At 73.1% G+C, this 21,017-nt stretch carries 22 protein-coding genes and 1 pseudogene; 19 read left to right on the top strand and 4 right to left on the bottom strand.

Annotated features, from left to right (window positions below; genetic code table 11):
- Window positions 1–77: 77 nt before the first annotated feature.
- The 8 genes and pseudogenes from ACYVGT_RS23275 to ACYVGT_RS23240 all read left to right on the top strand — a co-directional run.
- Window positions 78–338: pseudogene (locus ACYVGT_RS23275) on the top strand (YqgE/AlgH family protein); the annotation flags it as partial.
- A 78-nt stretch (window positions 339–416) separates the two neighbouring features.
- A complete protein-coding gene (locus ACYVGT_RS23270; protein WP_460862246.1) occupies window positions 417–659 on the top strand; it encodes a DUF3039 domain-containing protein in 243 nt (80 codons plus the stop codon).
- A 226-nt stretch (window positions 660–885) separates the two neighbouring features.
- Window positions 886–1,710 carry a class E sortase gene (locus ACYVGT_RS23265; RefSeq protein WP_460862245.1) on the top strand — a complete coding sequence of 275 codons (825 nt, stop codon included), beginning with the start codon at window positions 886–888 and terminating at the stop codon, window positions 1,708–1,710.
- Window positions 1,711–1,714: 4 nt separating this feature from the next.
- Entirely contained in the window at window positions 1,715–1,894 is a 180-nt protein-coding gene (locus ACYVGT_RS23260; protein ID WP_460862243.1) for a hypothetical protein, read from the top strand.
- A gap of 310 nt (window positions 1,895–2,204) precedes the next feature.
- Window positions 2,205–3,911: a DEAD/DEAH box helicase gene (locus ACYVGT_RS23255; RefSeq protein WP_460862242.1), complete on the top strand. Its 1,707-nt coding sequence runs from the start codon at window positions 2,205–2,207 to the stop codon at window positions 3,909–3,911.
- Between the two features lie 156 nt (window positions 3,912–4,067).
- A complete protein-coding gene (locus ACYVGT_RS23250; protein WP_460862239.1) occupies window positions 4,068–5,117 on the top strand; it encodes a zinc metalloprotease in 1,050 nt (349 codons plus the stop codon).
- Between the two features lie 271 nt (window positions 5,118–5,388).
- Window positions 5,389–6,402, top strand: a complete 1,014-nt coding sequence (locus ACYVGT_RS23245; RefSeq protein WP_460862236.1) for a tryptophan--tRNA ligase — start codon at window positions 5,389–5,391, stop codon at window positions 6,400–6,402.
- A gap of 184 nt (window positions 6,403–6,586) precedes the next feature.
- Complete coding sequence (locus tag ACYVGT_RS23240; RefSeq protein WP_460862234.1) at window positions 6,587–7,450, top strand: alpha/beta fold hydrolase; 864 nt, start codon at window positions 6,587–6,589, stop codon at window positions 7,448–7,450.
- A gap of 45 nt (window positions 7,451–7,495) precedes the next feature.
- Here the strand turns inward: ACYVGT_RS23240 and ACYVGT_RS23235 are convergent, their stop codons facing one another.
- Together ACYVGT_RS23235 and ACYVGT_RS23230 are read right to left on the bottom strand one after the other, a co-directional pair.
- Window positions 7,496–8,110, bottom strand: a complete 615-nt coding sequence (locus ACYVGT_RS23235; protein ID WP_460862232.1) for an isochorismatase family protein — start codon at window positions 8,108–8,110, stop codon at window positions 7,496–7,498.
- Between the two features lie 173 nt (window positions 8,111–8,283).
- Entirely contained in the window at window positions 8,284–9,639 is a 1,356-nt protein-coding gene (locus tag ACYVGT_RS23230) for a nicotinate phosphoribosyltransferase (RefSeq protein WP_460862231.1), read from the bottom strand.
- A gap of 135 nt (window positions 9,640–9,774) precedes the next feature.
- On the opposite strand from ACYVGT_RS23230, the gene clpS reads away from it, so the two are divergent.
- The 7 genes from clpS to ACYVGT_RS23195 all read left to right on the top strand — a co-directional run bounded on the left by clpS (window position 9,775) and on the right by ACYVGT_RS23195 (window position 14,731).
- Window positions 9,775–10,071, top strand: a complete 297-nt coding sequence (gene clpS, locus ACYVGT_RS23225) for an ATP-dependent Clp protease adapter ClpS (protein WP_460862230.1) — start codon at window positions 9,775–9,777, stop codon at window positions 10,069–10,071.
- Window positions 10,072–10,689, top strand: coding sequence for a DUF2017 domain-containing protein (locus ACYVGT_RS23220; RefSeq protein ID WP_460862228.1), 618 nt, complete (start codon window positions 10,072–10,074; stop codon window positions 10,687–10,689).
- 128 nt (window positions 10,690–10,817) lie between these two features.
- Window positions 10,818–11,240 (top strand): M67 family metallopeptidase, encoded by a 423-nt coding sequence (locus ACYVGT_RS23215; RefSeq protein WP_460862225.1) that lies wholly within the window; start codon window positions 10,818–10,820, stop codon window positions 11,238–11,240.
- Window positions 11,241–11,513: 273 nt separating this feature from the next.
- Window positions 11,514–11,792: a MoaD/ThiS family protein gene (locus ACYVGT_RS23210; protein WP_460862221.1), complete on the top strand. Its 279-nt coding sequence runs from the start codon at window positions 11,514–11,516 to the stop codon at window positions 11,790–11,792.
- Window positions 11,793–11,797: 5 nt separating this feature from the next.
- Window positions 11,798–12,745: a PLP-dependent cysteine synthase family protein gene (locus tag ACYVGT_RS23205; protein WP_460862220.1), complete on the top strand. Its 948-nt coding sequence runs from the start codon at window positions 11,798–11,800 to the stop codon at window positions 12,743–12,745.
- A 193-nt stretch (window positions 12,746–12,938) separates the two neighbouring features.
- Window positions 12,939–13,757, top strand: coding sequence for a thioesterase family protein (locus tag ACYVGT_RS23200; RefSeq protein WP_460862218.1), 819 nt, complete (start codon window positions 12,939–12,941; stop codon window positions 13,755–13,757).
- Window positions 13,758–13,960: 203 nt separating this feature from the next.
- Entirely contained in the window at window positions 13,961–14,731 is a 771-nt protein-coding gene (locus tag ACYVGT_RS23195; protein ID WP_460862217.1) for an MBL fold metallo-hydrolase, read from the top strand.
- Window positions 14,732–14,804: 73 nt separating this feature from the next.
- Here the strand turns inward: ACYVGT_RS23195 and ACYVGT_RS23190 are convergent, their stop codons facing one another.
- Window positions 14,805–15,566: a hypothetical protein gene (locus ACYVGT_RS23190; RefSeq protein WP_460862215.1), complete on the bottom strand. Its 762-nt coding sequence runs from the start codon at window positions 15,564–15,566 to the stop codon at window positions 14,805–14,807.
- 288 nt (window positions 15,567–15,854) lie between these two features.
- Between ACYVGT_RS23190 and ACYVGT_RS23185 the strand changes: the two genes are divergently transcribed.
- The 4 genes from ACYVGT_RS23185 (at window position 15,855) to ACYVGT_RS23170 (ending at window position 18,809) form a co-directional block, all read left to right on the top strand.
- On the top strand, window positions 15,855–16,403 hold the full coding sequence (locus ACYVGT_RS23185; RefSeq protein ID WP_460862214.1) for a DUF7144 family membrane protein: 549 nt from the start codon (window positions 15,855–15,857) through the stop codon (window positions 16,401–16,403).
- Window positions 16,404–16,499: 96 nt separating this feature from the next.
- Entirely contained in the window at window positions 16,500–17,219 is a 720-nt protein-coding gene (rph, locus tag ACYVGT_RS23180) for a ribonuclease PH (RefSeq protein ID WP_460862211.1), read from the top strand.
- Window positions 17,216–17,881 (top strand): RdgB/HAM1 family non-canonical purine NTP pyrophosphatase, encoded by a 666-nt coding sequence (rdgB, locus tag ACYVGT_RS23175; protein ID WP_460862210.1) that lies wholly within the window; start codon window positions 17,216–17,218, stop codon window positions 17,879–17,881. Before rph ends, rdgB begins: the two co-directional genes overlap by 4 nt.
- A 211-nt stretch (window positions 17,882–18,092) precedes the next feature.
- Window positions 18,093–18,809: a sulfite exporter TauE/SafE family protein gene (locus ACYVGT_RS23170; RefSeq protein WP_460862208.1), complete on the top strand. Its 717-nt coding sequence runs from the start codon at window positions 18,093–18,095 to the stop codon at window positions 18,807–18,809.
- Between the two features lie 62 nt (window positions 18,810–18,871).
- Here ACYVGT_RS23170 and ACYVGT_RS23165 read toward each other — a convergent pair whose 3' ends face one another.
- A complete protein-coding gene (locus ACYVGT_RS23165; protein ID WP_460862206.1) occupies window positions 18,872–20,122 on the bottom strand; it encodes an Nramp family divalent metal transporter in 1,251 nt (416 codons plus the stop codon).
- Window positions 20,123–21,017 lie beyond the last annotated feature (895 nt).

Raw genomic sequence — 21,017 nt, 5'->3', positions numbered from 1 at the left:
GTGCGGTGGAAGAGCCCGGCCCCAACGGTGCCGCCGGCCCCGCCGCCGGATCTGCCGCGGCCGGAACGGGCGCCCGGTTCGGCGTCGTCGACCTCGACGCGCCGCCGGAAGTGGTCGGCGGCGGACTGGGCCGGTTCCGGATCTTCGCGGGCTACGCCGGCTGGGGCGAGGGCCAGCTCGGAGAGGAGATCGCCGGCGGCGCCTGGTACGTGCTGTCCGCCGAGCCCGACGACGTCTTCTCTGCCGCACCGGAAACCCTCTGGTCCCGGGTGCTGCGCCGGCAGGGCGGTGACCTCGCGCTCGTCGCGACCCTGCCCGACGACCCCTCGCTGAACTGACGCCGCCGCAGGCGAAGCGGCCCGGCTCCCCGCGGGTGCGGATACCGTGGAGGGCCGAACGAGGAGGTGTGAGGCCCGATGGCCATGGACGTGCTGAACAAGGTCGTGCCGGAGAGCGAGACCCGCCCGGACATCTCGCACGACGACGGTGACCGCGAGCGGTTCGCGCACTACGTGCAGAAGGACAAGATCACCGAGAGCGCGGTCACCGGTGCACCGGTCATCGCCCTGTGCGGCAAGGTCTGGGTGCCCAACCGGGACCCGAAGAAGTTCCCGGTCTGCCCCGACTGCAAGCGGATCTACGAGGAGATGACCAAGTAGGCCCCTGCCCCGCTGACGCAGCCGGGCCGGAGCGTGCCGGAGCACGCTCCCGGCGGCTGGACCGCGCCGCCCGCCGCCGTGCGGCGGGCGCCTCGGAGCCGCCGCCCGACCCGCGCCGCGGAGCGCCTGCGTTGTCCACACCGGGGGCGGCTGTGCGGTTTTGTGCCTGCCGCGCCCCGTGCGGCACGATACGCTCCGATACGACGCCGAGAACGGGGTAGGGCACATGGTCTCCACCAGCGAGCGCGGTGCGCACCGGCGCGCCGAGGGCGGGTCGGGTGCGCGCGGCGGAGGCCGGGGGCGCGGTCGGCGCAGGCGCCCCTCGGGCGGCCCCACTGGCGGCGACGTCGCCCGCGGTGTACTGCGGTTCATCGGCGAGCTCATGTTCACGGCCGGTGTGGTCATGCTGTTCTTCGCCGCCTACCAGGTCTACGGCAAGCAGGCCGAGACCGACCGCGAGCAGGACCAGCTCGCGCAGGGCCTGGAGGAGACCTGGGAGGCCGGGCCCGACTCCGAGACGCTCCCGGGAGCGGCCAACAGCCGGATGTACATCCCCGATCTGGACCTGGACTGGGTCGTGGTCAACGGCGTCCAGCCGGACGACATCAAGTACAGCCCCGGCCACTACAGCGACGACGACATCGCCGGCGGCGACTCCACCGCAGCAGGCGAGGCCGGCAACTACGCGGTCGCCGGCCACCGCACGCCCGGCATCTTCTGGGACCTCGACCTGCTTCAGGACGGCTCCGAGATCGTCCTCGAAGACCAGGACAACTTCTACACCTACGAGGTCGTCGACGAGGTCACGGTCACCCCGGACCAGGTCGAGGTGGTCGACCCCGACCCCTACGACGCCGAGAACAACGACGACCCGCAGCGGTCCCTGCTCACCCTCACCACCTGCGCCCCCAAGCTCAACAACACGCACCGGCTCATCGTGCACGCCGAGCTGTCCGACACCCGCCCCAAGGACCAGGGCATGCCGGACAACATCGCGCACATGGCTCCGGAGGACGACGAGGGCGGCGGGTCCGCCGGAGAGGGGGAGTAGTCCCGTGTACGGACTGATCTGGCGGATCATTCCGGGCCCCGCCCCGGTGAAGCTGCTCGTCATGCTCGTTCTGCTCGGTGCCGCCGCCTACCTGCTGTGGACCGTGGTGTTCCCCTGGGCCGACCCCTACATGCCCTTCAACGACGGAGCCGTCGACACCGGCGGCGCGCCCGCCCCCGGCTGACCGGCGGGGCCGCGGGCGGCAGGGGCGCGCCCGGACCGGCCGCCTCCCCGGAGCCCTGGGCGCCGCTGCGGGCGCCCGCGCTCCCGAGCGGAGCGGCGCGAACCGCCCGGGTGGCCAACGCCACTCGCCGGCGGCGCCCCGCCGCCGCGGGCACCGCCGCGCCCGCTCACCGCCCAGGCAGCGCAGTACCCCGGCGCCCCGAGCGCCCCCGGGGGCCGGTGCGCAGCAGCCGGACGCGGCTGGCTGCCTTCACCCACCTGCGGGCGGCGCCGGATACCCTCGTCCGAGTGAGCAATGGGGGATCGAACGCATGACGGCAGTGCAGACGAGCACGGCCGAGCGCCTCACCGGGCTGCGCAGCTGGCAGCGGGAGGCGTTCGACGAGTACTTCCGGCGCGAGCCCAGGGACTTCCTCGCGGTCGCGACTCCGGGAGCGGGCAAGACCACCTTCGCGCTGACGCTGGCCGCCGAGCTGCTGGCCCGGCATGCGGTGCGGGCCATCACCGTCGTCTGCCCGACCGAGCACCTGAAGAAGCAGTGGGCGCAGGCCGCGGCCCGGTTCGGGATCGCCATCGACCCCGACTTCAAGAACGGCCAGGGCGCGCTGGGCCGGCACTTCACCGGCGCCGCCGTCACCTACGCCCAGGTCGCCGCGCACCCCATGCTGCACCGCAACCGCACCGAGACGCGGCGCACCCTCGTCATCTTCGACGAGGTGCACCACGCCGGCGACGCGCTGTCCTGGGGCGACGCGGTCCGCGAGGCGTTCGACCCGGCCGCGCGCCGGCTCTCGCTCACCGGCACTCCGTTCCGGACCGACGTCAACCCGATCCCGTTCGTCGACTACGTGCAGGACGGCCAGGGCATCCGGCGCTGCTCGTGGGACTACAGCTACGGCTACGCCCCCGCGCTCGCCGACGGGGTCGTCCGCCCGGTCATCTTCATGGCCTACTCGGGCGAGATGCGCTGGCGCAGCCGGGCCGGCGACGAGCTGGCCGCCCGCCTCGGCGAGCCGCTCACCCCCGACGCGCTCGCCCAGGCGTGGCGTGCGGCGCTCGACCCCAAGGGCGACTGGATCAAGAAGGTCCTCGCCGCCGCCGACCGCCGCCTCACCGAAGTCCGCAACGCCAGCCCCGACGCGGGCGGCCTGGTCATCGCCACCGACCACGAGGCGGCCCGCGCCTACGCCCGCATCCTGCGCTCCATCACCGGCCAGGGCGCCACCGTGGTGCTCTCCGACGACCCGGCCGCATCCAAGAAGATCAGCCGCTTCGCCGAGTCCGACGACCGCTGGATGGTCGCGGTGCGGATGGTCTCCGAAGGTGTCGACGTGCCGCGCCTGATGGTGGGCGTCTACGCCACCTCCACCAGCACCGCGCTGTTCTTCGCCCAGGCCGTCGGGCGCTTCGTGCGGACGCGGCGGCGCGGTGAGGTCGCGTCGGTCTTCCTGCCGTCGGTGCCCACCCTGCTCGGCTACGCGGGTGAGATGGAGCGCGAGCGCGACCACGCGCTGGACCGCCCGGTCGGCGAGGACGGCGACCCCGAGCAGGATCTGATCGACGAGGCGCGCAAGAAGCGCGACACCCCGGACGCCGGCGAGGAGCTGCCGTTCGAGACGATGGAGGCGTCCGCCGAATTCGACCGGGCGCTCTACGACGGCTCGGAGTTCGGCGGCGGCGCCCCCGGCTCGCCCGAGGAGGAGGACTTCCTCGGACTGCCGGGACTGCTCGAACCCGAGCAGGTCGCCCAGCTGCTGCGCAAGCGCAAGTCCGACCAGAAGGCGGCGGAGAAGGTCGCCCCCGCGGCGTCGGAGCCGCTGGAGCACGAGCGCAGCGCGGAGCTGCGCAAGGAGCTCAACGGCCTGGTCGGCGCCTGGCACCACCGCACCGGCACGCCGCACGGCATGATCCACAACCAGCTGCGCCGGGCGTGCGGCGGTCCGCCCATCGCGCAGGCGACCGCCGACCAGATCCAGGGCCGCATCGACAGGCTCCGCGCCTGGGCCACCGGCCGCTGAACGCCCGGGGCTGCGGGCGCCCGGCCGCCTGACCCGTGCCTGTCCCCGGGAGCCCCCGTCCCCCAGGGGAATCGGAGGGCAAAAGAGGAACCGCGCGCACCGCCGTCGCGTGTCGCATATGTCCGAAGCGTAGTGAGATGGCTACCGTCGGTTGTTATGACCCATGATGCGAATGCGACCGGGCGGGCGGCAGGGCCGGAGGCCGCGCCGCGGACGGGGTGCGCGCGGCGCACCGGGCGGCCCGCAGGGCCCGCGACATGGCTCGGACTGGGAGCCGGCGCCGCCGGACTGGTGGCGCTGACCATCGCCGGCGCGCCCGTGCCCGCCGCTGCGGCCGGGCCGGTGCCGACCGCCGAGCGCACCGCTGCGGCGCCCGCCGCCGCAGCACCGGCCGTGCAGGAGTGTCCGCCGGAGGGCGACCGCCGCACCGCCGGCGGCGAACGCGACGAGCACAGCATCACCTCGCAGCAGGCCGCCGAGTACCAGCGAATGCTGGAGGAAGCGCGGGTCCCGCACCGGGACGGCGGCGCGGACGTCGACGTCGCGGTGCACGTGATCACCGCGGCCGACGGCACCGGCGACGTCGCCGACTCGGTGCTGCAAGAGCAGGTCGACGTCATGAACAAGGCGTTCAGCGGCGGCTACGGCGGCGCCGACACCGGCTTCAGCTTCACCCTGTCCGACGTCACCCGCACCGCCGACGACAACTGGTTCACCGGCTTCGCCGAGCACGGCGCCGAGGCGCGGTCGGCGCTGCACACCGGCGGGGCGGAGACGCTCAACCTCTACACCACCGACATGGGCCGCGGCGTCCTCGGCCAATCCACGTTCCCGCAGGAGTTCGGCGAGAACGCCGACCAGGACGGCGTCGTCATCGACTACCGGACGGTGCCCGGCGGCGGCCGCGAGAAGTACGACCTCGGCCACACCGCCACCCACGAGACCGGCCACTGGCTGGGCCTCTTCCACACCTTCCAGAACGGCTGCAGCGCGCCCGGAGACTACGTCGACGACACGCCCTACCAGCGGGAGCAGTCCAGCGGCTGCCCCGAGGGCAACGACACGTGCCCGGACAAGGCGGGCAAGGACCCGGTGAACAACTTCATGGATTACAGCGACGACGCCTGCATGAGCGAGTTCACCCAGGGTCAGGCGGATCGGATGGCTGATCATTGGCATGCGTTCCGGGCGCGGGGGGCGTTGTAGTGGAGGGTCCGGTGGACAACTTCATGGATGCAGTGTTGCTGTACTGCGCCGACGACGCCTGGATGAGTGGGTTCACGCAGGGTCGGGCGGATCGGATGGCTGATCATTGGCATGCGTTCCGGGCGCGGGGGGCGCTGTAGCCAGCCGCGCGCACCGGCGCCGCACCGCCCGCGCCGCGGCGGGGGAGCGGCCGCCGCAGAGCAGCACCGCACTGAGGGGGTCCCGCCGTCCGGCGGGGCTCCCTCGCTGCGCGCGCCGATACACTGCGTGCATGGCAGCCAGCACGACCTACCTCACCGGGATCCAGACGTCGGGGATGCCCCACCTCGGCAACTACATCGGAGCGATCCAGCCGGCCCTGGAAGCGGCGCAGACGCATGAGGCGCTCTACTTCCTCGCCGACTACCACTCGCTCAACTCGGTCAAGGACCCGGCGAAGCTCCGCGCCGACGTCCGCTCGGTCGCCTCCACCTGGCTCGCCTGCGGGCTGGACCCGCACCGCACCCTCCTCTACCGGCAGTCCGACGTGCCGGAGATCTTCGAACTGACCACCGTCCTGGCCTCGGTCACCGCGAAGGGCCTGATGAACCGGGCGCACGCCTACAAGGCCGCCCGCGACCGCAACGCCGAGGCCGGCAGCTCCGACCTCGACGCGGGCATCAACATGGGCCTGTTCAACTACCCGCTGCTGATGGCCGCCGACATCCTCGCGATGCAGGCCGACGTCGTTCCCGTCGGCCCGGACCAGCGCCAGCACATCGAGTACACCGCCGACATCGCCGGCTCGTTCAACCACCTCTACGGCGCGGCCTTCGCCTTCCCGATCCCGAAGGGCTCCTACCCCGAGGGCGAAAGCGCTCTGCTGCCGGGCACCGACGGCCGCAAGATGAGCAAGTCCTACGACAACCACATCCCGCTGTTCCTGCCGGAGAACAAGCTCAAGAAGCTCGTCCGCCGCATCCCGACCGACTCCACGCCGGTCGAAGAGCCCAAGGACCCCGACACCTCCGCGGTGTTCCAGCTGATCGCGCACTTCGCCGACGCCGACCGCACCGCCGATGTCCGCAAGCGCCTGGAGGCCGGCGGAACCGGCTGGGGCGACGTCAAGAACGAGCTGTTCGAGGTCCTGAACGGGGTCTTCGGCCCGATGCGGGAGCGCTACGACGCCCTCGTCGAGCCCGGCAGTGACCTCGACGCGATCCTCGCCGACGGCGCCGAACGCGCCCGCGCCCGCGCCTCCGCGACCCTGGCCGAGGTCCGCAGCGCCATCGGCATCGCCGCGTGATGTCCCGGGCGGCCTCCGGCCCCGCGCTTGCGGACATCGGCGTCCGCGCCGTCCCTGCCGTCCGGGCCACTGCCGGAGCGGCCTGAGCCGCACCGCGGCAGGGGCGGCGGGACCCTTCCCGCCGTCCCTCCTGCACCGGGGAAAACCGCTGGTCGGAGCGGCGCGGGCCGTCTAGCCTGCCGGCATGGAATTCGGAGTCGATGAGCCCGAGAGCACCGGTGTGCTCACCCTGCCGGACGGCCGCGCACTGGCGTGGAGCTCCTGGGGCGAGCCGGGCGGAACCCCCGTCCTGCTCTGCCCCGGCGCCGCGACCGGCAGCTCCCTGGGATTCGGCACCCACCTGCTCGCCGGACTCGGCGTCCACCTGATCTCGGTGGACCGGCCCGGCCTGGGCGGCTCGGACCCGGCTCCCGGCCGGACCGCCGCGGACTTCGCCGCCGACGCCCGCGTGCTCGCGGACCGCCTGGGGACCGGCCGTCCCGCCGTGGTGGGCAATTCCCAGGGCGCTCCATTCGCCCTCGCCTGCGCGGCGACCGGCGCGGCGCGCGCGCTGGCCCTGGTCGCGCCCGCCGACGAGGTCGCCCACCCCGGCCTGGCCGGCCTCCTCGACCCCGGTGCGCGGGGCCTGCGCGACGCCGTGGCCGCCGACCCGGACCGTGCCGGGCGCGACCTGGCGGCGCTGGGCCCCGACGGCATGTGGGACCTGGTCACCGCACACGCCCCCGAACGCGACGCGGCCGTCTACCGCGCCCCCGCCTTCGCTGCGGCCTACCGGCGCGCACTGGAGGAGGGCTTCGCCGGCGGCGGTGCCGGGTACGCGCGCGACACCGTCCTGGCCTCCGGCCGCTGGAACCCGGCACCCGAACAGGCCGCCGTCCCCACCGACGTCTGGTACGGAGAGCTGGACGCGTTCCACTCCCCGGACCAGGCGGCCCTGCTCACCAGCCGTATCGCGGGCGCCCGCCGCCACCTGGTTCCGGGGGAGGGCGGCTCCCTGCTCTGGACGCGCGCGGCCGACATCCTGCGCACCCTGCTCTCCCGCCTCTGACCGGGAGGGCCCGGCCGTGCGGCCCGCCCTCCCGCGCGGCCGGGCTCAGCCGGTGACCGGCGCCCCTTCGAGGGCGACGCCGGCGCCGTCCAGTTCGGACAGCGCGGCGTCGATGGTGGCGGGCGCAACGCCGGCCGTCAGGTCGAGCAGTACGCGGGTGGCGAAGCCGGCGCGCGCCGCGTCCAGCGCCGTCGCCCGCACGCAGTGGTCGGTGGCGATCCCGACGACGTCCACCGACCCGACGCCGGCCGCGCGCAGCCACCCCTCCAGCGACCGGCCCGCCTCGTCGGCGCCTTCGAAGCCGCTGTAGGCCGCGGTGTAGGCCCCCTTGCTGAACACCGCGTCGGCCGCGGAGGCGTCGAACCCGGGGTGGAAGGCAGCGCCCTCGGTGCCCACGACGCAGTGCCGGGGCCAGCTGTCGACGAAGTCCGGCGTCTCCGAGAAGTGCTCCCCCGGATCGACGTGGTGGTCGCGGGTCGCCGCAACGGCCGCGTAGTCGCCCCGGTGGCGCTCGATGAAGGCGGTGACGGCCGAGGCGACGGCCGCGCCGCCGGCCACGCCCATGCTGCCGCCCTCACAGAAGTCGTTCTGCACGTCGACGACGATCAGCGCCCGCGCGCCCCCGTCTCCGGTGTCCTGCGTGTCCGCGGTGGCATCCATCCCGGCGTTCCCCTCTCCCGCGCGCGGCACCCACCGGGTCCGGCGCTGCTCCGTCATGTCCGGCGGACCGCTGCCCTGCGGCGTGCAGTCCTGGCCGGTCCCTCGCTGTGTTCTCCCCGGGCGAACCTCGGGCACCGCTGGCTGCGGACGCCGCCCGCGGGCAACGCCCCGCCCTAATCGTTCGCGCGCTGCTCGAACACCGTGGGCAGCACCGGCTCGCCGCGCGACATCTGCGCCGACGTCGGCGGCAGCTCTGCCACCGAGCGGGCGTGCCGGTCGCGGGCCGCAGCCACCGGCTCGGCGCCGACGATCTCCCCGTCCGCCACCAGCTGCTGCAGCAGCGGACGGGCGCAGGGCCGCTCCGGCACCGGGTAGTCGGCGACGATCTCGGCGGTGGCGGTGCCGTGCTCATCCAGTGTGCGCACCGCCCACTTGCGCCCGCCGCGGCTCGGCTTGCCGACCGAGCGCTTGGCGACCGGCTCCAGCGGTGCGTCCGGCTCCGGGCCGCGGGCCCGCGCGACGAGCTTGTACACCAGCGACGCCGTGGGCGACCCGGAACCGGTGACCAGCGAGGTCCCCACTCCGTAGCCGTCCACCGGGGCGATGGCGAGCGCCTGGATGGAGTACTCGTCGAGGTCTCCGGTGACGACGATGCGCGTCTCCGTCGCCCCCAGTTCGTCGAGCTGCGCGCGCACCTGGGCGGCCGTCGAGCCCAGGTCTCCGGAGTCGATGCGCACCCCGCCGAGCTTCGGCCCGGCCAGCTCCACCGCGGTGCGCACGGCGCGCTCGACGTCGAAGGTGTCCACCAGCAGCGTCGTGCTCTCGCCCAGTGCGTCCAGCTGCGCTTGGAAGGCGCGCCGCTCGCTGTCGTGCAGCAGCATGAAGGCGTGCGCGCTGGTACCCGCAGTCGGAATCCCGTGCCGGCGGCCCGCCTGGAGGTTCGAGGTGGTGTCGAAGCCCGCGATGTGCGCCGCGCGGGCGGCGGCGACGGCCGCCTCCTCGTGCGTTCGGCGCGATCCCATCTCGATCAGCGGCCGCCCCTGCGCGGCCCGCGCCATCCGGGACGCCGCGGTGGCCACCGCCGAGTCGTGGTTGTAGATCGACAGGGCGACAGTCTCCAGCAGCACCGCCTCGGCGAAGGTTCCCTCCACCACCAGGATCGGCGAGCCGGGGAAGTACGCCTCGCCCTCGCCGTAGCCCCACACGCTGCCGCGGAACCGGTAGTCGGCCAGCCACTGCAGGGTGGCGTCGTCGACGACCCTGCTGTCGGCCAGAAACTGCAGGTCGTCGTCTGCGAAGCGGAATCGGGACAGCGCGTCGAGGAAGCGGCCGGTCCCGCCCACCACGCCGTAGCGGCGCGCGCCGGGCAGCCGGCGGGCGAAGACCTCGAACACGGAGCGCCGCCCGGCCACGCCGCTGCGCAGCGCCCCTTCCAGCATCGTCAGCTCGTACTGGTCGGTGAGCAGGGCGGTTGTGGCGGACGCGGGCCCGAAGTGCTCGGGTGCGGCGTCGGACATGGCGTCGGTCATGGGGTCCAGCCTCGTTTGTGTCTGAGAGGAACAAAATACCCCGGACCGCGCACTCGCGGCGCGTCCGGCCGGGGCGCGCCGCCGTGGAGAGTGGGACAATGGTGGCGAGAAGCGACCTGGAGAGGTGAGCGACCCATGCCGACCGCACCGGCACCGGTCGAGCTCGAGCGGCCCGAGACCACGGAGGACGTCCTCCCGGACGTCCCGTGGGTGACGATCGTGTGGAACGACCCGGTGAACCTGATGTCCTACGTCACCTACGTCTTCCAGGCCGTCTTCGGCTACTCCAAGCGCAAGGCGCACAAGCTCATGCTCGACGTGCACCACAAGGGGCGCGCGGTCGTCTCCACCGGCTCCCGCGAGGAGATGGAGCGGGACGTCGCGGTGCTGCACACCTACGGCCTGTGGGCCACACTGAAGAAGGACACCTAGATGACGCGGGGATTCCGCCCGGTGCGCGGCGGGGTGAGCGTCCGGCTGGACGCCGACGAGGCGGCCGTGCTGCGCTCCATGGCCGAGCTCGTGCTCGGGCTGGTGGAGGAGCCGGGGGGCGGGGGCGACGATCTGGCCGCCCTGGTCGGTATCGACGGCGGTACCGAGCGCCCCGAGGACCCGGTGCTCGCGCGGCTGCTCCCGGACGCCTACACCGAACCGGGGGGCGCCGCGCCGGACGGCGGCGGCGAGAGCGGGCCCGGCCGGGACGGCCAGCCCGACGCCGCCGAGGCGAACAGCGACTTCCGCCGGTACACCGAGGGCGACCTGAGGCGCCACAAGAGGGAGAACGCCCAGACCGTGGTGCGCGGGGTGGCCGAGCTGCCCCGGCGCGGCGGTGAACTGGTGCTCGGGCCCGAGGAGGCGCACGCCTGGATGAAGGCGCTCAACGACGTCCGGATCGCGCTGGGCACCCGGCTCGGCGTCGAGGAGGAGGGCGGCGCCACCAGCGTGCGCGGTACCGGCTCCGGCGAGGCCGACGCGGCGGCCCTGGACGTCTACGAGTGGCTCGGCGGCCTCCAGGAGACGCTCGTGCAGTCCCTGCTGCGGATGCGCTGACGCGTGCGCGACCGCTCACCGATCCGGCACCGGCCGGTTTCGCGTCCGCTGATCGTCCAGGTCGGCGGTGCCGCGAAAGTCTCCTACCTAGTGGGTGGGTAGGGAACATTCTGGGCTAGGCTGAAGCCATGCTGAGGATCAACCGCGCGATCCGCGACGCGATCGTCGCGCACGCGCGCCGCGACCACCCCGACGAGGCATGCGGCATCGTCGCCGGGCCCGAGGGCTCGGACCGTCCGGAGCGGCTCGTCGAGATGGCCAACGCCGAGCGGTCGCCCACCTTCTACCGCTTCGACTCCATGGAGCAGCTGAAGGTGTGGCGGGAGATGGACGACAACGACGAGGAACCCGTCGTCGTCTACCACTCCCACACCGCCACCGAGGCCTACCCCTCGCGCACCGACATCTCCTACGCCTCCGAGCCCAACGCGCACTACGTGCTGGTCTCCACCCGCGACCCGGAGGCCGCACCGGACACCATCGAGTTCCGCTCCTACCGGATCGTCGACGGCGAGGTCACCGAGGAGCCGGTCGAGGTCGACGGCGCGTAGGGGCCCGCCCGCCGCGGCATGCACGCCGCAGCGGCCGCTCCCGCGGAGCCCGTACCGCTACCGCCTCCCGCCCCCCGCCCCCGCCCTGCGTCGAGAGCAATCCCACCGACCGGGTCAGGAATCAACCGCCGCCCGGCCCGGTTGACACCAGCGCGACCGCCGCGGACCCGGTTCCGCGGTGGACACAACGCAGCAGAACACCGTGCCCCAGGGCACCGCGCGGCCGCAGCCGACGGCCGCGCGCGAACACGCCGCCAGCGAGGAGTACACGCCATGGCCACCGAGGTCCGCATCCCCACCATCATGCGCAACCTGACCGACGGCGCGAAGGCCGTCGAAGGCACGGGGACGACCCTCAGCGAGCTCATCAGCGACCTGGACAGCCGGCACCCCGGCATCGGGGAGAAGCTGGTGGACAACGGCAAGCTGCGCCGCTTTGTGAACGTCTACCTCAACGACGAGGACGTCCGGTTCCTCGGCGGGATCGAGGCGCCGGTCGCCGACGGCGACACCGTCACCGTCCTGCCGGCCGTCGCCGGCGGTATGCGCTGACCGCGATGCGCTACGACTCCCTGCTCGACTCGGTGGGCGGCACCCCCCTCGTGGGGCTGCCCGCCCTCTCTCCCTCGCCCGAGGTCCGCCTCTGGGCCAAGCTGGAGGACCGCAACCCGACCGGGTCCATCAAGGACCGCGCCGCCTTCGCGATGATCGAACAGGCGGAGAAGGACGGGCTGCTCACCCCCAGCTGCACCATCCTGGAGCCCACCTCGGGCAACACCGGGATCTCGCTGGCCATGGTCGCCAAGCTGCGCGGCTACCGGATGGTGTGCGTGATGCCGGAGAACACCTCCGAGGAGCGCCGCCAGCTGCTCCGGATGTGGGGCGCGGAGATCCACTCCTCGCCGGCCCAGGGCGGCTCCAACGAGGCGGTGCGCGTCGCCAAGCGGATGGCCGAAGAGCACCCCGACTGGGTCATGCTCTACCAGTACGGCAACCCCGCCAACGCGCAGGCGCACTACGACTCCACCGGGCCCGAGCTGCTTGCCGACCTGCCGGAGATCACCCACTTCGTGGGCGGGCTCGGTACGACCGGAACCCTGATGGGCGTCGGCCGGTACCTGCGGGAGCACGTGCCCCGGGTGCAGATCGTGGCCGCCGAGCCGCGCTACGGCGAACTCGTCTACGGCCTGCGCAACATCGACGAGGGGTTCGTCCCCGAGCTCTACGACGCCGACGTGCTCACCACGCGGTTCTCCGTGCCCGGAGAGGCGGCGCTGCGGCGCACGCGCGAGCTGCTGGAGAAGGAGGGCATCTTCGCCGGCATCTCCACCGGCGGTGCCCTGCACGCCGCGCTCGGCATGGCCGCGAAGGCCGCCAAGGCGGGTGAGCGCGCCGACATCGCGTTCACCGTCGCCGACGGCGGGTGGAAGTACCTGTCCACCGGAGCCTACGAGGGCACCCTCGACGAAGCCGAGGAGCGCATCGAAGGCCAGCTCTGGGCCTGAGCGGGGACCGCCCGCCGGCAGGGCCGGCCGTGTGCGCCGGCCCCGCTCCGCTCGCGGCGCGTCCGGGCCCGCTCCTCCCCGGGGCGGGCCCGGACGCGCCTGCGCCGCCACTGCCGCATGTCCCGCGGGCGGGCCGGCAGCGGCCGCCGGGGCCGGGTGGCCCGCCCCGAACCCCGTTCGGTTCAATGGACCCATGACGCGATTCGAATCCGCCACCGAGGTCCGCGCCGCAGCGCCCGGCCGGTTCACCGCCGACCTCGACGCCGGCTACCTCATCGGTTCCGCCATGAACGGCGGCTATCTCATGACCGTGCTGCAGCGCGCCGCGCTGGCCGACCCGCAGTGCGCCGAGGCAGGCCAGGTCCACGCCGTCGCGTCGTCCTTCCACTTCCTGCGCCCCGGCGCCCCCGGCGCCGCGGAGGCCGAGGTCGAGCCGGTGAAGCGCGGCCGCACCGTCACCGCCCTGCGCGCCACGCTCCGGCAGAACGGCAAGGACCTCGTCGCCGGCACCATCGCGGCGGCCGCGCTCTCCGGTGCGGAGCACACCTACGGCCTGCCGGCGCCCGACGTTCCGCCGATCGAGGAGTGCCGCCGCTTCGACCCGCGCCGCGGCGCCACCCCCGCCGAGGGCTTCACCAGCCGGGTGGACCAGTTCTACACCGAGACCACCTGGCGCCGGCTCACCGGAAAGGACCCCGAGCCGGTCCCCGAGCTCCACGGCTACCTGCGGCTCAGCGAGACCGACGGCGGGGACCCGGCCGACCCGGCGCTGTTCCTGCCGATGGCCGTCGACGCCCTGCCCCCGGTCGTCACGGTGTTCGGCTCCTGGCGCTGGGCTCCCACGGTGGAGCTCACCTGGCACCTGCGCGCAGTTCCGGCCCCGGGGCCGCTCGTGTTTCGGGCGTCCGCTGATGCCGTCGGAGACGGGTGGTTCGACGAGAACGTGTGGTTGTGGGATGTGAAGGGAAACCTGGTGGCCCAGTCGCGGCAGCTCGCCCGAACCGGACAGTAGCCACGGTAAAGCTCTGAACAGGGACGATGTCGATGTTGCGGGGTATCGCGGCTGCACATGTGATTCTCGACGCGTGAGACGCGAGCCACATTAGGTACCACCGCAGCGGTCATTGGGGTAGACCCGTAACACGGAGACCACGGAGGCGCCCGCGCGTCCCCGCGGTCCCTGCGGAGGCATCCCACCGAAAAGGCTGAAGCGACGTGCGACTGACGATCATCGGCTCCTCCGGAAGCTTTCCCGGACCCGCCAGCCCCGCCTCGTGCTATCTGGTCGAGGCGGACGGCTTCCGCCTGCTCCTCGACCTCGGCAACGGAGCTCTGGGTGCCCTCCAGAAGTACGCCGACATCTACTCGGTCGACGCGGTGTACCTGAGCCACCTGCACGCGGACCACTGCTTCGACCTCTGCTCCTACTGGGTCGCGCGCACCTACCCGCACGACGGCCGCAAGCCGCGCATCCCCGTCTACGGCCCGCCCGGCGTGGCCGACCGGATGGCGTCCGCCTACGGCCTCGACCCCGATCCCGGCATGCGGGAGACCTTCGACTTCTACGAGCTGTCCGCCGGCTCCCGCCGGATCGGCCCGTTCACCGCGCACACGGCGCCGGTCAACCACCCGGTCGAGGCCTTCGGGCTGCGCCTGGAGCACGACGGCGCGGCGCTCGCCTACAGCGGAGACACCGCCGCCTGCGACGCCCTCGTCGAACTCGCCGCTGACGCCGACCTGTTCCTGTGCGAGGCGTCCTTCCACGACCACCACGACAACCCGCAGGGTGTGCACCTCACCGGCCGGGAAGCCGGGGAGCACGCGGCGCGCGCGCGGGCGCGGCGGCTCGTCCTGACCCACCTGGTGCCGTGGAACGATGACGCGCTGACCCTGCGCGAGGCGCAGTCGGCCTACGGCGGCCCGGTCGAGCTGGCCCGGCCCGGCGCGGTCTACCGGGTCGGCGCGGAGGCGCTCGTCCAGTCCTGACGGCGGGCAGCGGCGAAAGCGCGCCGCTCCGCGAACGGACGGCTCCGGGCCGGAGCACGCCCGCAGGGCTCGGCTAGTCGTCGCTGTCGCTGTCGCCGTCGGCCGAGTCCCCGTCCGCCGGGACGGAGCCCTCGCCGAGCACCGTCTCCGCGGCCGACACCGCGGCCTCCACGACCTCCGGACCCGCCTGCTCCATCCGCGCGCTGTTGGCCGAAACGGTGACCAGCAGGCCGGGGAAGTGCAGCCGCACCCGGGAGAACATCTCCGCCGGCACCCACTGCCCGACCCCGCCCAGCTCGGCGACCGCGGGCGTGGTGAAGAACGCCGGGTCGCCCTCCGCCGCCTCGGGCACCGCGCCGGCCGAGGAGACCAGGCTGCTCTCCGAGGAGAAGGAGACCATCACGACCTCGCTGCCGTCCGCACCGAAACCGGCCCAGGAGCACTCCAGCGCGGTCTCCGAGCGGACCTCGGTGAACTGTGCGTCGCCCTCGATCAGGCCGGTGAAGGCGTCCTCCGCGGCCCCGTCCACCCCGGCGTCGCCGCACCGGTCCGGAATCGCGGCCGGTTCGGCCTCCGGCGGAGCACCGGAGTCATCGGGCGCCGCGGAACCCTCGTGCGCCTTCGACGGCGCCTCAGGGGAGGGCAGCGGCGAGCCGCCCAGTCCCTCCCAGACCGCCGGGGATTCCTGCGCGGACGGAGACGGCGAGTCCCCGCCCGCCGCGGCACCCGGTTCCGGCGCCGTTCCGCAGCCGGTCACCGCCGCGACCGCGAGCAGCAGCCCTGCCCTGGACCGCCGGGTACGGCTCCACCGGACACCACTGGCACGCGCGCTCATCTCGGGGACCTCTGCGATCGGCACGGCCTGCGGCCGCGGGAGGGGAGGGAGGGGGTCTCCATCGTGCCAGGCGCCCCCGGCACACGCGACACCGGCGGCCGTAGCGGGAGCTTTACCGCACCATGGCCATCCATGCGTGGAAGCACAGGTCAGAGCCCTGCACGCTGAGGGTGGAGCGGCATGGGGAACAGGGCCGCATCGTAGGGCGATCGTGACCCACGGTCCCGCCGCACCGGCCGTTCCGGGCACTCCGGACCGGCCAGCGGCACACGGCGGAGGGGGAAGCAGATGCAGAACCGCAGCGGATGGCAGGTCTTCGCGGCGACCATGATCCTGCTGGCGGGGGCGATCAACCTCGTCCAGGGGCTCGTGGGCATGGTGCGGCCCGCCTTCTTCACGGGAGCAGAGTCCGAGCTGCTCATCTTCGACTACGCCCTGTGGGGCGCGCTCCTCGCCGCCTGGGGCGCCGTGCTCATCGCGATCGGCCTCGCGGTCTTCAGCGGGCAGATGTGGGCACGCGCCATCGGCGTCGTCGTGGTCGCCGTCAACGCGCTGGCGCAACTGGCGTTCCTTCCGGCGCTGCCAGTCTGGTCGCTGGCCGTGCTCGCCGTCGACGTCCTGGTGATCTACGCGCTGACCGCCGGCTGGCCCGCGCCGGAGCGGATGGCGATGCGGAGCGCCGAAGGCAGGGCCGAGCGCGCCGAGGAGCGCCGCGTCGACCAGGCCGCCTACCTCGCCGGGCGCAAGGACTCCGACGAGGCCCCGGTGCCGGGTGACGAGGAGCGCGGGCCCGAGCGGCCCATGCACCACGGCAGGCACGAGCAGACCATGTACTGACCGCCGGGAGAGCGGGCTCCGACCGGGCCGGCGGCGCCCGCCGCCGGCCGCGGCGGTCCGGCCGCCCCGGTCGGCCCGCGGCGATAGTCTCGGGGCATGGCCCGACCTGATGGACGCACACCGAACCAACTCCGCCCCGTGAACATCTCCCGCAACTGGCTGCGGCACGCCGAAGGGTCCGCCCTCATCGAGTTCGGCGACACCCGCGTGCTGTGCGCGGCCACCGTGGAGGACGGCGTCCCGCGCTGGCGCCGCGGCACCGGCCAGGGCTGGGTCACCGCCGAGTACGCGATGCTGCCGCGGTCCACCGACACCCGCGGTGCGCGCGAGTCGGTCAAGGGCAAGATCGGCGGCCGCACCCATGAGATCTCCCGCCTCGTCGGCCGGTCGCTGCGCTCCGTCGTCGACTTCAAGGCCATGGGCGAGCACACCATCACCCTCGACTGCGACGTGCTGCAGGCCGACGGCGGCACCCGCACCGCGGCCATCACCGGCGCTTACGTCGCGCTCGCCGACGCCGTCAAGTACCTGCGCAAGAAGCGCAACCTCAAGAACAACCCGCTCTCCGGCTCGGTCTCCGCGGTCAGCGTCGGCATCGTGCAGGGCACGCCGCGGCTGGACCTCAACTACATCGAGGACTCCGTCGCCGAGACCGACATGAACGTCGTCGTCACCGGTACCGGGGACTTCGTCGAGGTGCAGGGCACCGCCGAGGGGGCACCGTTCGACCGCGCCGAGCTCGACAGCCTCCTCGACCTGGCTGTCAGCGGCTGCGCCGAGCTCACCGAGCTGCAGAAGAAGGCGCTCGCCGGATGAGTGCCGCACCGGTGCTCGTGCTGGCCACGCACAACGCCAAGAAGGTCCCGGAGATGCAGGCGATCCTCGCCGAGTCCGGTGTGCACGCCGAGGTCACCGACCTGGGCGCGCACCCCGGCGCGCCGGAGCCCGCCGAGACCGAGCCGACGTTCGCCGGCAACGCCCTGATCAAGGCGCGTGCGATCGCCGCCTACACCGGGCTGCCCGCCGTCGCCGACGACTCCGGGCTCCGGGTCGACGCCCTCGGCGGCATGCCCGGGGTGCTCAGCGCCCGCTGGTCCGGCAGGTTCGGCGACCAGGCGGCGGAGCGGGCCGAGGCCGGGGGCAGCCGTGCGGCGAAGGACGCGGCCAACCTGGACCTCCTCCTCGACCAGCTCGCCGAGGTGCCCGACGGGCAGCGCGGTGCCGAGTTCGTGTCGGCCGCGGCGCTCGTCCTCCCGGACGGGACCGAGAAGGTCGTCGAAGGCGTGATGCGGGGCCGCGTCGTGCACCAGCGGCACGGCGGCGGCGGCTTCGGCTACGACCCGGTGTTCGTGCCGGACGGCGAGGACCGGACGACCGCCGAGATGCCGGCCGCGGAGAAGAACGCCATCAGCCACCGCGGCAAGGCGTTCCGGCTCATCGCCGAGCACATCCGCGCGCTGGCCCCGGCGCCCCGGTAGGCGCGGCCCGGCACCCGCTGTCCGCGGCCCCCTGAGCCACCGGCCCGGGGGGCCGCAGTACGTGCGCAGCGGGGCGCAGGGCCGGGCAGGTGTGCCTGCCGGGAGCGGGGGCGCAGGCCGGGCGGGCAGGGGCGGCCCGAGGCCCGCCCTCCGCCCCTTCAGATCCGGCAGACGGACGGGAACCCACCCCGGGGAAGGAAGGGCGGGAACGGTGGAGCCATCCGGTGCAGGGCTGGCGGTCCTGGCAGTCACGGTGCTGGCGGCCGCCTTCGTGCAGGGCGGCAGCGGCGTGGGCTACGCGCTCATCGTCGCGCCGGTTGCCGGCCTGGTCGATCCGGGGCTGCTCCCGGTCTTCCTGCTGATCACGATGGTCCCGCTGAACGCCTACGTGGCGCTGCGCGAGCGGTCGGCCATCGACCTGCGCGGCGCCGGATGGATCAGTGCCGCCCGCATCGCCGCGACACCGCCCGGGGCGCTGCTGCTGGCCGCGATCCCAGCGGCCCACCTCGGCCTCCTCGTCGGCGCGGCCACCGTGCTGGCGGCGCTGGTCAGCCTGGCAGCTCCGGCGTTCTCCCCGGGGCGCGCGGCCTACATCGGCGCCGGCGCCGTCACCGGGCTCACCGAGACCGCGACCGGTGTCGGCGGCCCGCCGCTCGCACTCGTCTACCAGCACCGGCCGCCCGCCGAGCTGCGCTCCACGGTGGCGCTGTGCTTCCTCGTGGGCGAGGTCGTCTCCCTTGCACTGCTGTTCGGCACCGAACAGGCGGGCACCGGCGCGCTCCTGCCGTCGCTGCTGATGCTGCCGCCGCTGGTGGTCGGCGCCGCTCTCAGCCGGCTGCTGCACGGCTGGCTCGACCCGCGCCGGCTGCGTATCGCGGTCCTGGTGTTCGCCCTGGTCTCGGGCGCGGTACTGATGATCGGCGTCTGATGCGGACACAGCAGTGCGGCCCCGGTCCGATCGGACCGGGGCCGCACTGCTTCGGGCGCGCCCTAGAGGAGGCCGGAGACCTGGCCCCAGAGCTCGTGGATGCACAGCACCACGAACAGCGAGCCGGCGATGCCGAGGCCGACGTTGCTCACCCAGCCGTTGCGCCACTGCTGCGGAACCCGCGAGGAGTTGAGCAGGTACATCAGGGTGAAGGCGAGGAACGGCATGAAGAACGCGCCGAGGACGCCGTAGGCGATGACCAGCTGGATCGGCTTGCCGATCAGCAGCAGGAGCATCGGCGGGAAGGTCAGCCAGAGCATGTAGCCGCGGAAGGCCCAGCTCCGCTGGTTCTCCTCCGGCGGCACGTTCTTGCGGCCGCGCACGTGGTTGATGAAGTCGGCGAACATCAGGCTGACGCCGTTCCACACGCCGATGATGGAGGAGTAGGCGGCGGAGAAGAAGCCGAGCAGGAACATCCAGGAGACGGCGGTGCCGTAGCGCTCCTTCAGGACGTCGCCGAGGGCGAGCAGGCCCTCGTCGCTCTCCTCCAGTGCGATGCCCGAGTTGTAGAGCAGTTCGGCACCGACGACCATCATCGCCATGACGAAGATGCCGGTGGTGATGTAGGCGACGCGGTTGTCGACCCGCATCATGCGCATCCAGGAGGCGTCGCGCCAGCCCTTCGAGTTCACCCAGTAGCCGTAGGCCGCCATGGTGATGGTGCCGCCGACGCCGCCGACGAGGCCCATCGTGTAGAAGGCGGAGCCCTCCGGAAGCATCGGGACGAGCCCCTTGAGCGCGTCAACGAAGTTCGGGCCGACGACGAAGGCCAGGCCCACGACGGTCACGAACATGACGCCGACCATCGCGGTCATGATCTTCTCGAAGACCAGGTAGCGGTTGAGGCCGACGATGATCAGACCGCTGACACCGGCGAGAATGGCCCACGCTTCCAGCGGCACAGCGGGGAACAGGACCGCGAGCGGGAGGGCGGTGGCCGACATGGCGCTGGCGCCGTAGACGAAGCCCCAGATGACGATGTAGGGGGCGAAGTACCACATCGTCCACTTGCCGAGGCTGCTCCAGCCGTCGAAGATCGTCCGGCCGGTGGCCAGGTGCCAGCGGCCGGTGGCCTCGGCGAGCGAGATCTTCACGATGCAGCCGACGATCACGGCCCAGAGCAGCGCGTAGCCGAAGTTGTTGCCGGCCACGAGCGTGGCGACCAGGTCGCCGGAGCCGACCCCGGTGGCGGCGACGACGATGCCGGGACCGACCTGTTTCCACGTCGCCTGGCGCTGTTCGGTGGCTACCACCGAGACCTCCTTCTTGCTGAGCGGGGGAGCGGTGTCCCGCGCAGATGGTGCTGCGGGCTGCGCAGGTACGGAGGAACCCTAGCCCCGCGGTAAATCACGACAAACCGGATGAAGAGCCGTTTCGGTAACCGTGCCGTAATCGATATGGCCCCGGTCTCGTGGTCCGGGCCACCCCTGGCAGTGAGCGGGGCCCTGGGGGCGCGCGGCTTTCGCGCCTGGCGGGGATGGCGCTGGTTGCGGGCGGCAACCCGAAAAACCGGTCCGAAATGTGTCCTGGATCACGGTACGCGAGCGGGACTTCGACGTCCATTCGCGGAGGTGTCGGACGGGCGCGTACGCCTGCCGCGCCCGTGCCCGCGCGCCGCGCGCGGGGGAGGCGGGGGAGGCGGTGCGGACAGGGCGGGGTGGTGCGGCCGGGTTCGGGGGCAGGCGGACCGTGCGCCGCCCGGGCGCTGGAGCGAAGCCGGCTGCGCAGCGGCGGGGCCGTTGCGCCGGAGCGGGCGGACAAGGGGGTCCGCGCCCTGGGGGGGGGTAGGCCAGCTGGATGGCCCGCAGGCGACGCCCCTGCGGCGGGTTCGGGAAAACCGTTCGAAGCACTCGCCGGAGCGGTGTAACGTTGAGACCGCAGGGCGCCGAGCCCCGAACACCCTCACCGGGTGGGCGGTCGGGTCCCGCGGCTCTCGCACTCCCGATGCGTTTCGGCCACTTCTCTCCCACTTCGGTGCGGATCAGGGCAGTCCGAAACTCTGGTAGATTCGAGAGCACAACAGCGGAGAACGACAACGTCCCAGCCGAAGAGCTTCGCGAAGGATTTCGAAGCTTGTATGCGGTGAGCGGTTGTTTCTTGAGAACTCAACAGCGCGTGTTCAATACTTTATGATGCCATGTTTGTTTT

It is taken from the genome of Nocardiopsis coralliicola (assembly GCF_054779695.1).
Note: the sequence above shows the minus strand (reverse complement) of the source record. Positions and strands in the feature narration are given on the sequence as shown.

What these genes read in the sequence shown, in the direction of transcription:
- rdgB (WP_460862210.1), top strand. Translation starts at nt 17,216, where the DNA reads ATGAGTGCCGCACCGGTGCTCGTGCTGGCCACGCACAACGCCAAGAAG.
- ACYVGT_RS23215 (WP_460862225.1), top strand. Translation starts at nt 10,818, where the DNA reads ATGCTGAGGATCAACCGCGCGATCCGCGACGCGATCGTCGCGCACGCG.
- ACYVGT_RS23255 (WP_460862242.1), top strand. Translation starts at nt 2,205, where the DNA reads ATGACGGCAGTGCAGACGAGCACGGCCGAGCGCCTCACCGGGCTGCGC.
- ACYVGT_RS23220 (WP_460862228.1), top strand. Translation starts at nt 10,072, where the DNA reads ATGACGCGGGGATTCCGCCCGGTGCGCGGCGGGGTGAGCGTCCGGCTG.
- ACYVGT_RS23265 (WP_460862245.1), top strand. Translation starts at nt 886, where the DNA reads ATGGTCTCCACCAGCGAGCGCGGTGCGCACCGGCGCGCCGAGGGCGGG.
- ACYVGT_RS23190 (WP_460862215.1), bottom strand. Translation starts at nt 15,566, where the DNA reads ATGAGCGCGCGTGCCAGTGGTGTCCGGTGGAGCCGTACCCGGCGGTCC.
- rph (WP_460862211.1), top strand. Translation starts at nt 16,500, where the DNA reads ATGGCCCGACCTGATGGACGCACACCGAACCAACTCCGCCCCGTGAAC.
- ACYVGT_RS23270 (WP_460862246.1), top strand. Translation starts at nt 417, where the DNA reads ATGGCCATGGACGTGCTGAACAAGGTCGTGCCGGAGAGCGAGACCCGC.
- ACYVGT_RS23235 (WP_460862232.1), bottom strand. Translation starts at nt 8,110, where the DNA reads ATGGATGCCACCGCGGACACGCAGGACACCGGAGACGGGGGCGCGCGG.
- ACYVGT_RS23210 (WP_460862221.1), top strand. Translation starts at nt 11,514, where the DNA reads ATGGCCACCGAGGTCCGCATCCCCACCATCATGCGCAACCTGACCGAC.
- ACYVGT_RS23250 (WP_460862239.1), top strand. Translation starts at nt 4,068, where the DNA reads ATGACCCATGATGCGAATGCGACCGGGCGGGCGGCAGGGCCGGAGGCC.
- ACYVGT_RS23200 (WP_460862218.1), top strand. Translation starts at nt 12,939, where the DNA reads ATGACGCGATTCGAATCCGCCACCGAGGTCCGCGCCGCAGCGCCCGGC.
- ACYVGT_RS23245 (WP_460862236.1), top strand. Translation starts at nt 5,389, where the DNA reads ATGGCAGCCAGCACGACCTACCTCACCGGGATCCAGACGTCGGGGATG.
- clpS (WP_460862230.1), top strand. Translation starts at nt 9,775, where the DNA reads ATGCCGACCGCACCGGCACCGGTCGAGCTCGAGCGGCCCGAGACCACG.
- ACYVGT_RS23240 (WP_460862234.1), top strand. Translation starts at nt 6,587, where the DNA reads ATGGAATTCGGAGTCGATGAGCCCGAGAGCACCGGTGTGCTCACCCTG.
- ACYVGT_RS23230 (WP_460862231.1), bottom strand. Translation starts at nt 9,639, where the DNA reads ATGACCGACGCCATGTCCGACGCCGCACCCGAGCACTTCGGGCCCGCG.
- ACYVGT_RS23185 (WP_460862214.1), top strand. Translation starts at nt 15,855, where the DNA reads ATGCAGAACCGCAGCGGATGGCAGGTCTTCGCGGCGACCATGATCCTG.
- ACYVGT_RS23205 (WP_460862220.1), top strand. Translation starts at nt 11,798, where the DNA reads ATGCGCTACGACTCCCTGCTCGACTCGGTGGGCGGCACCCCCCTCGTG.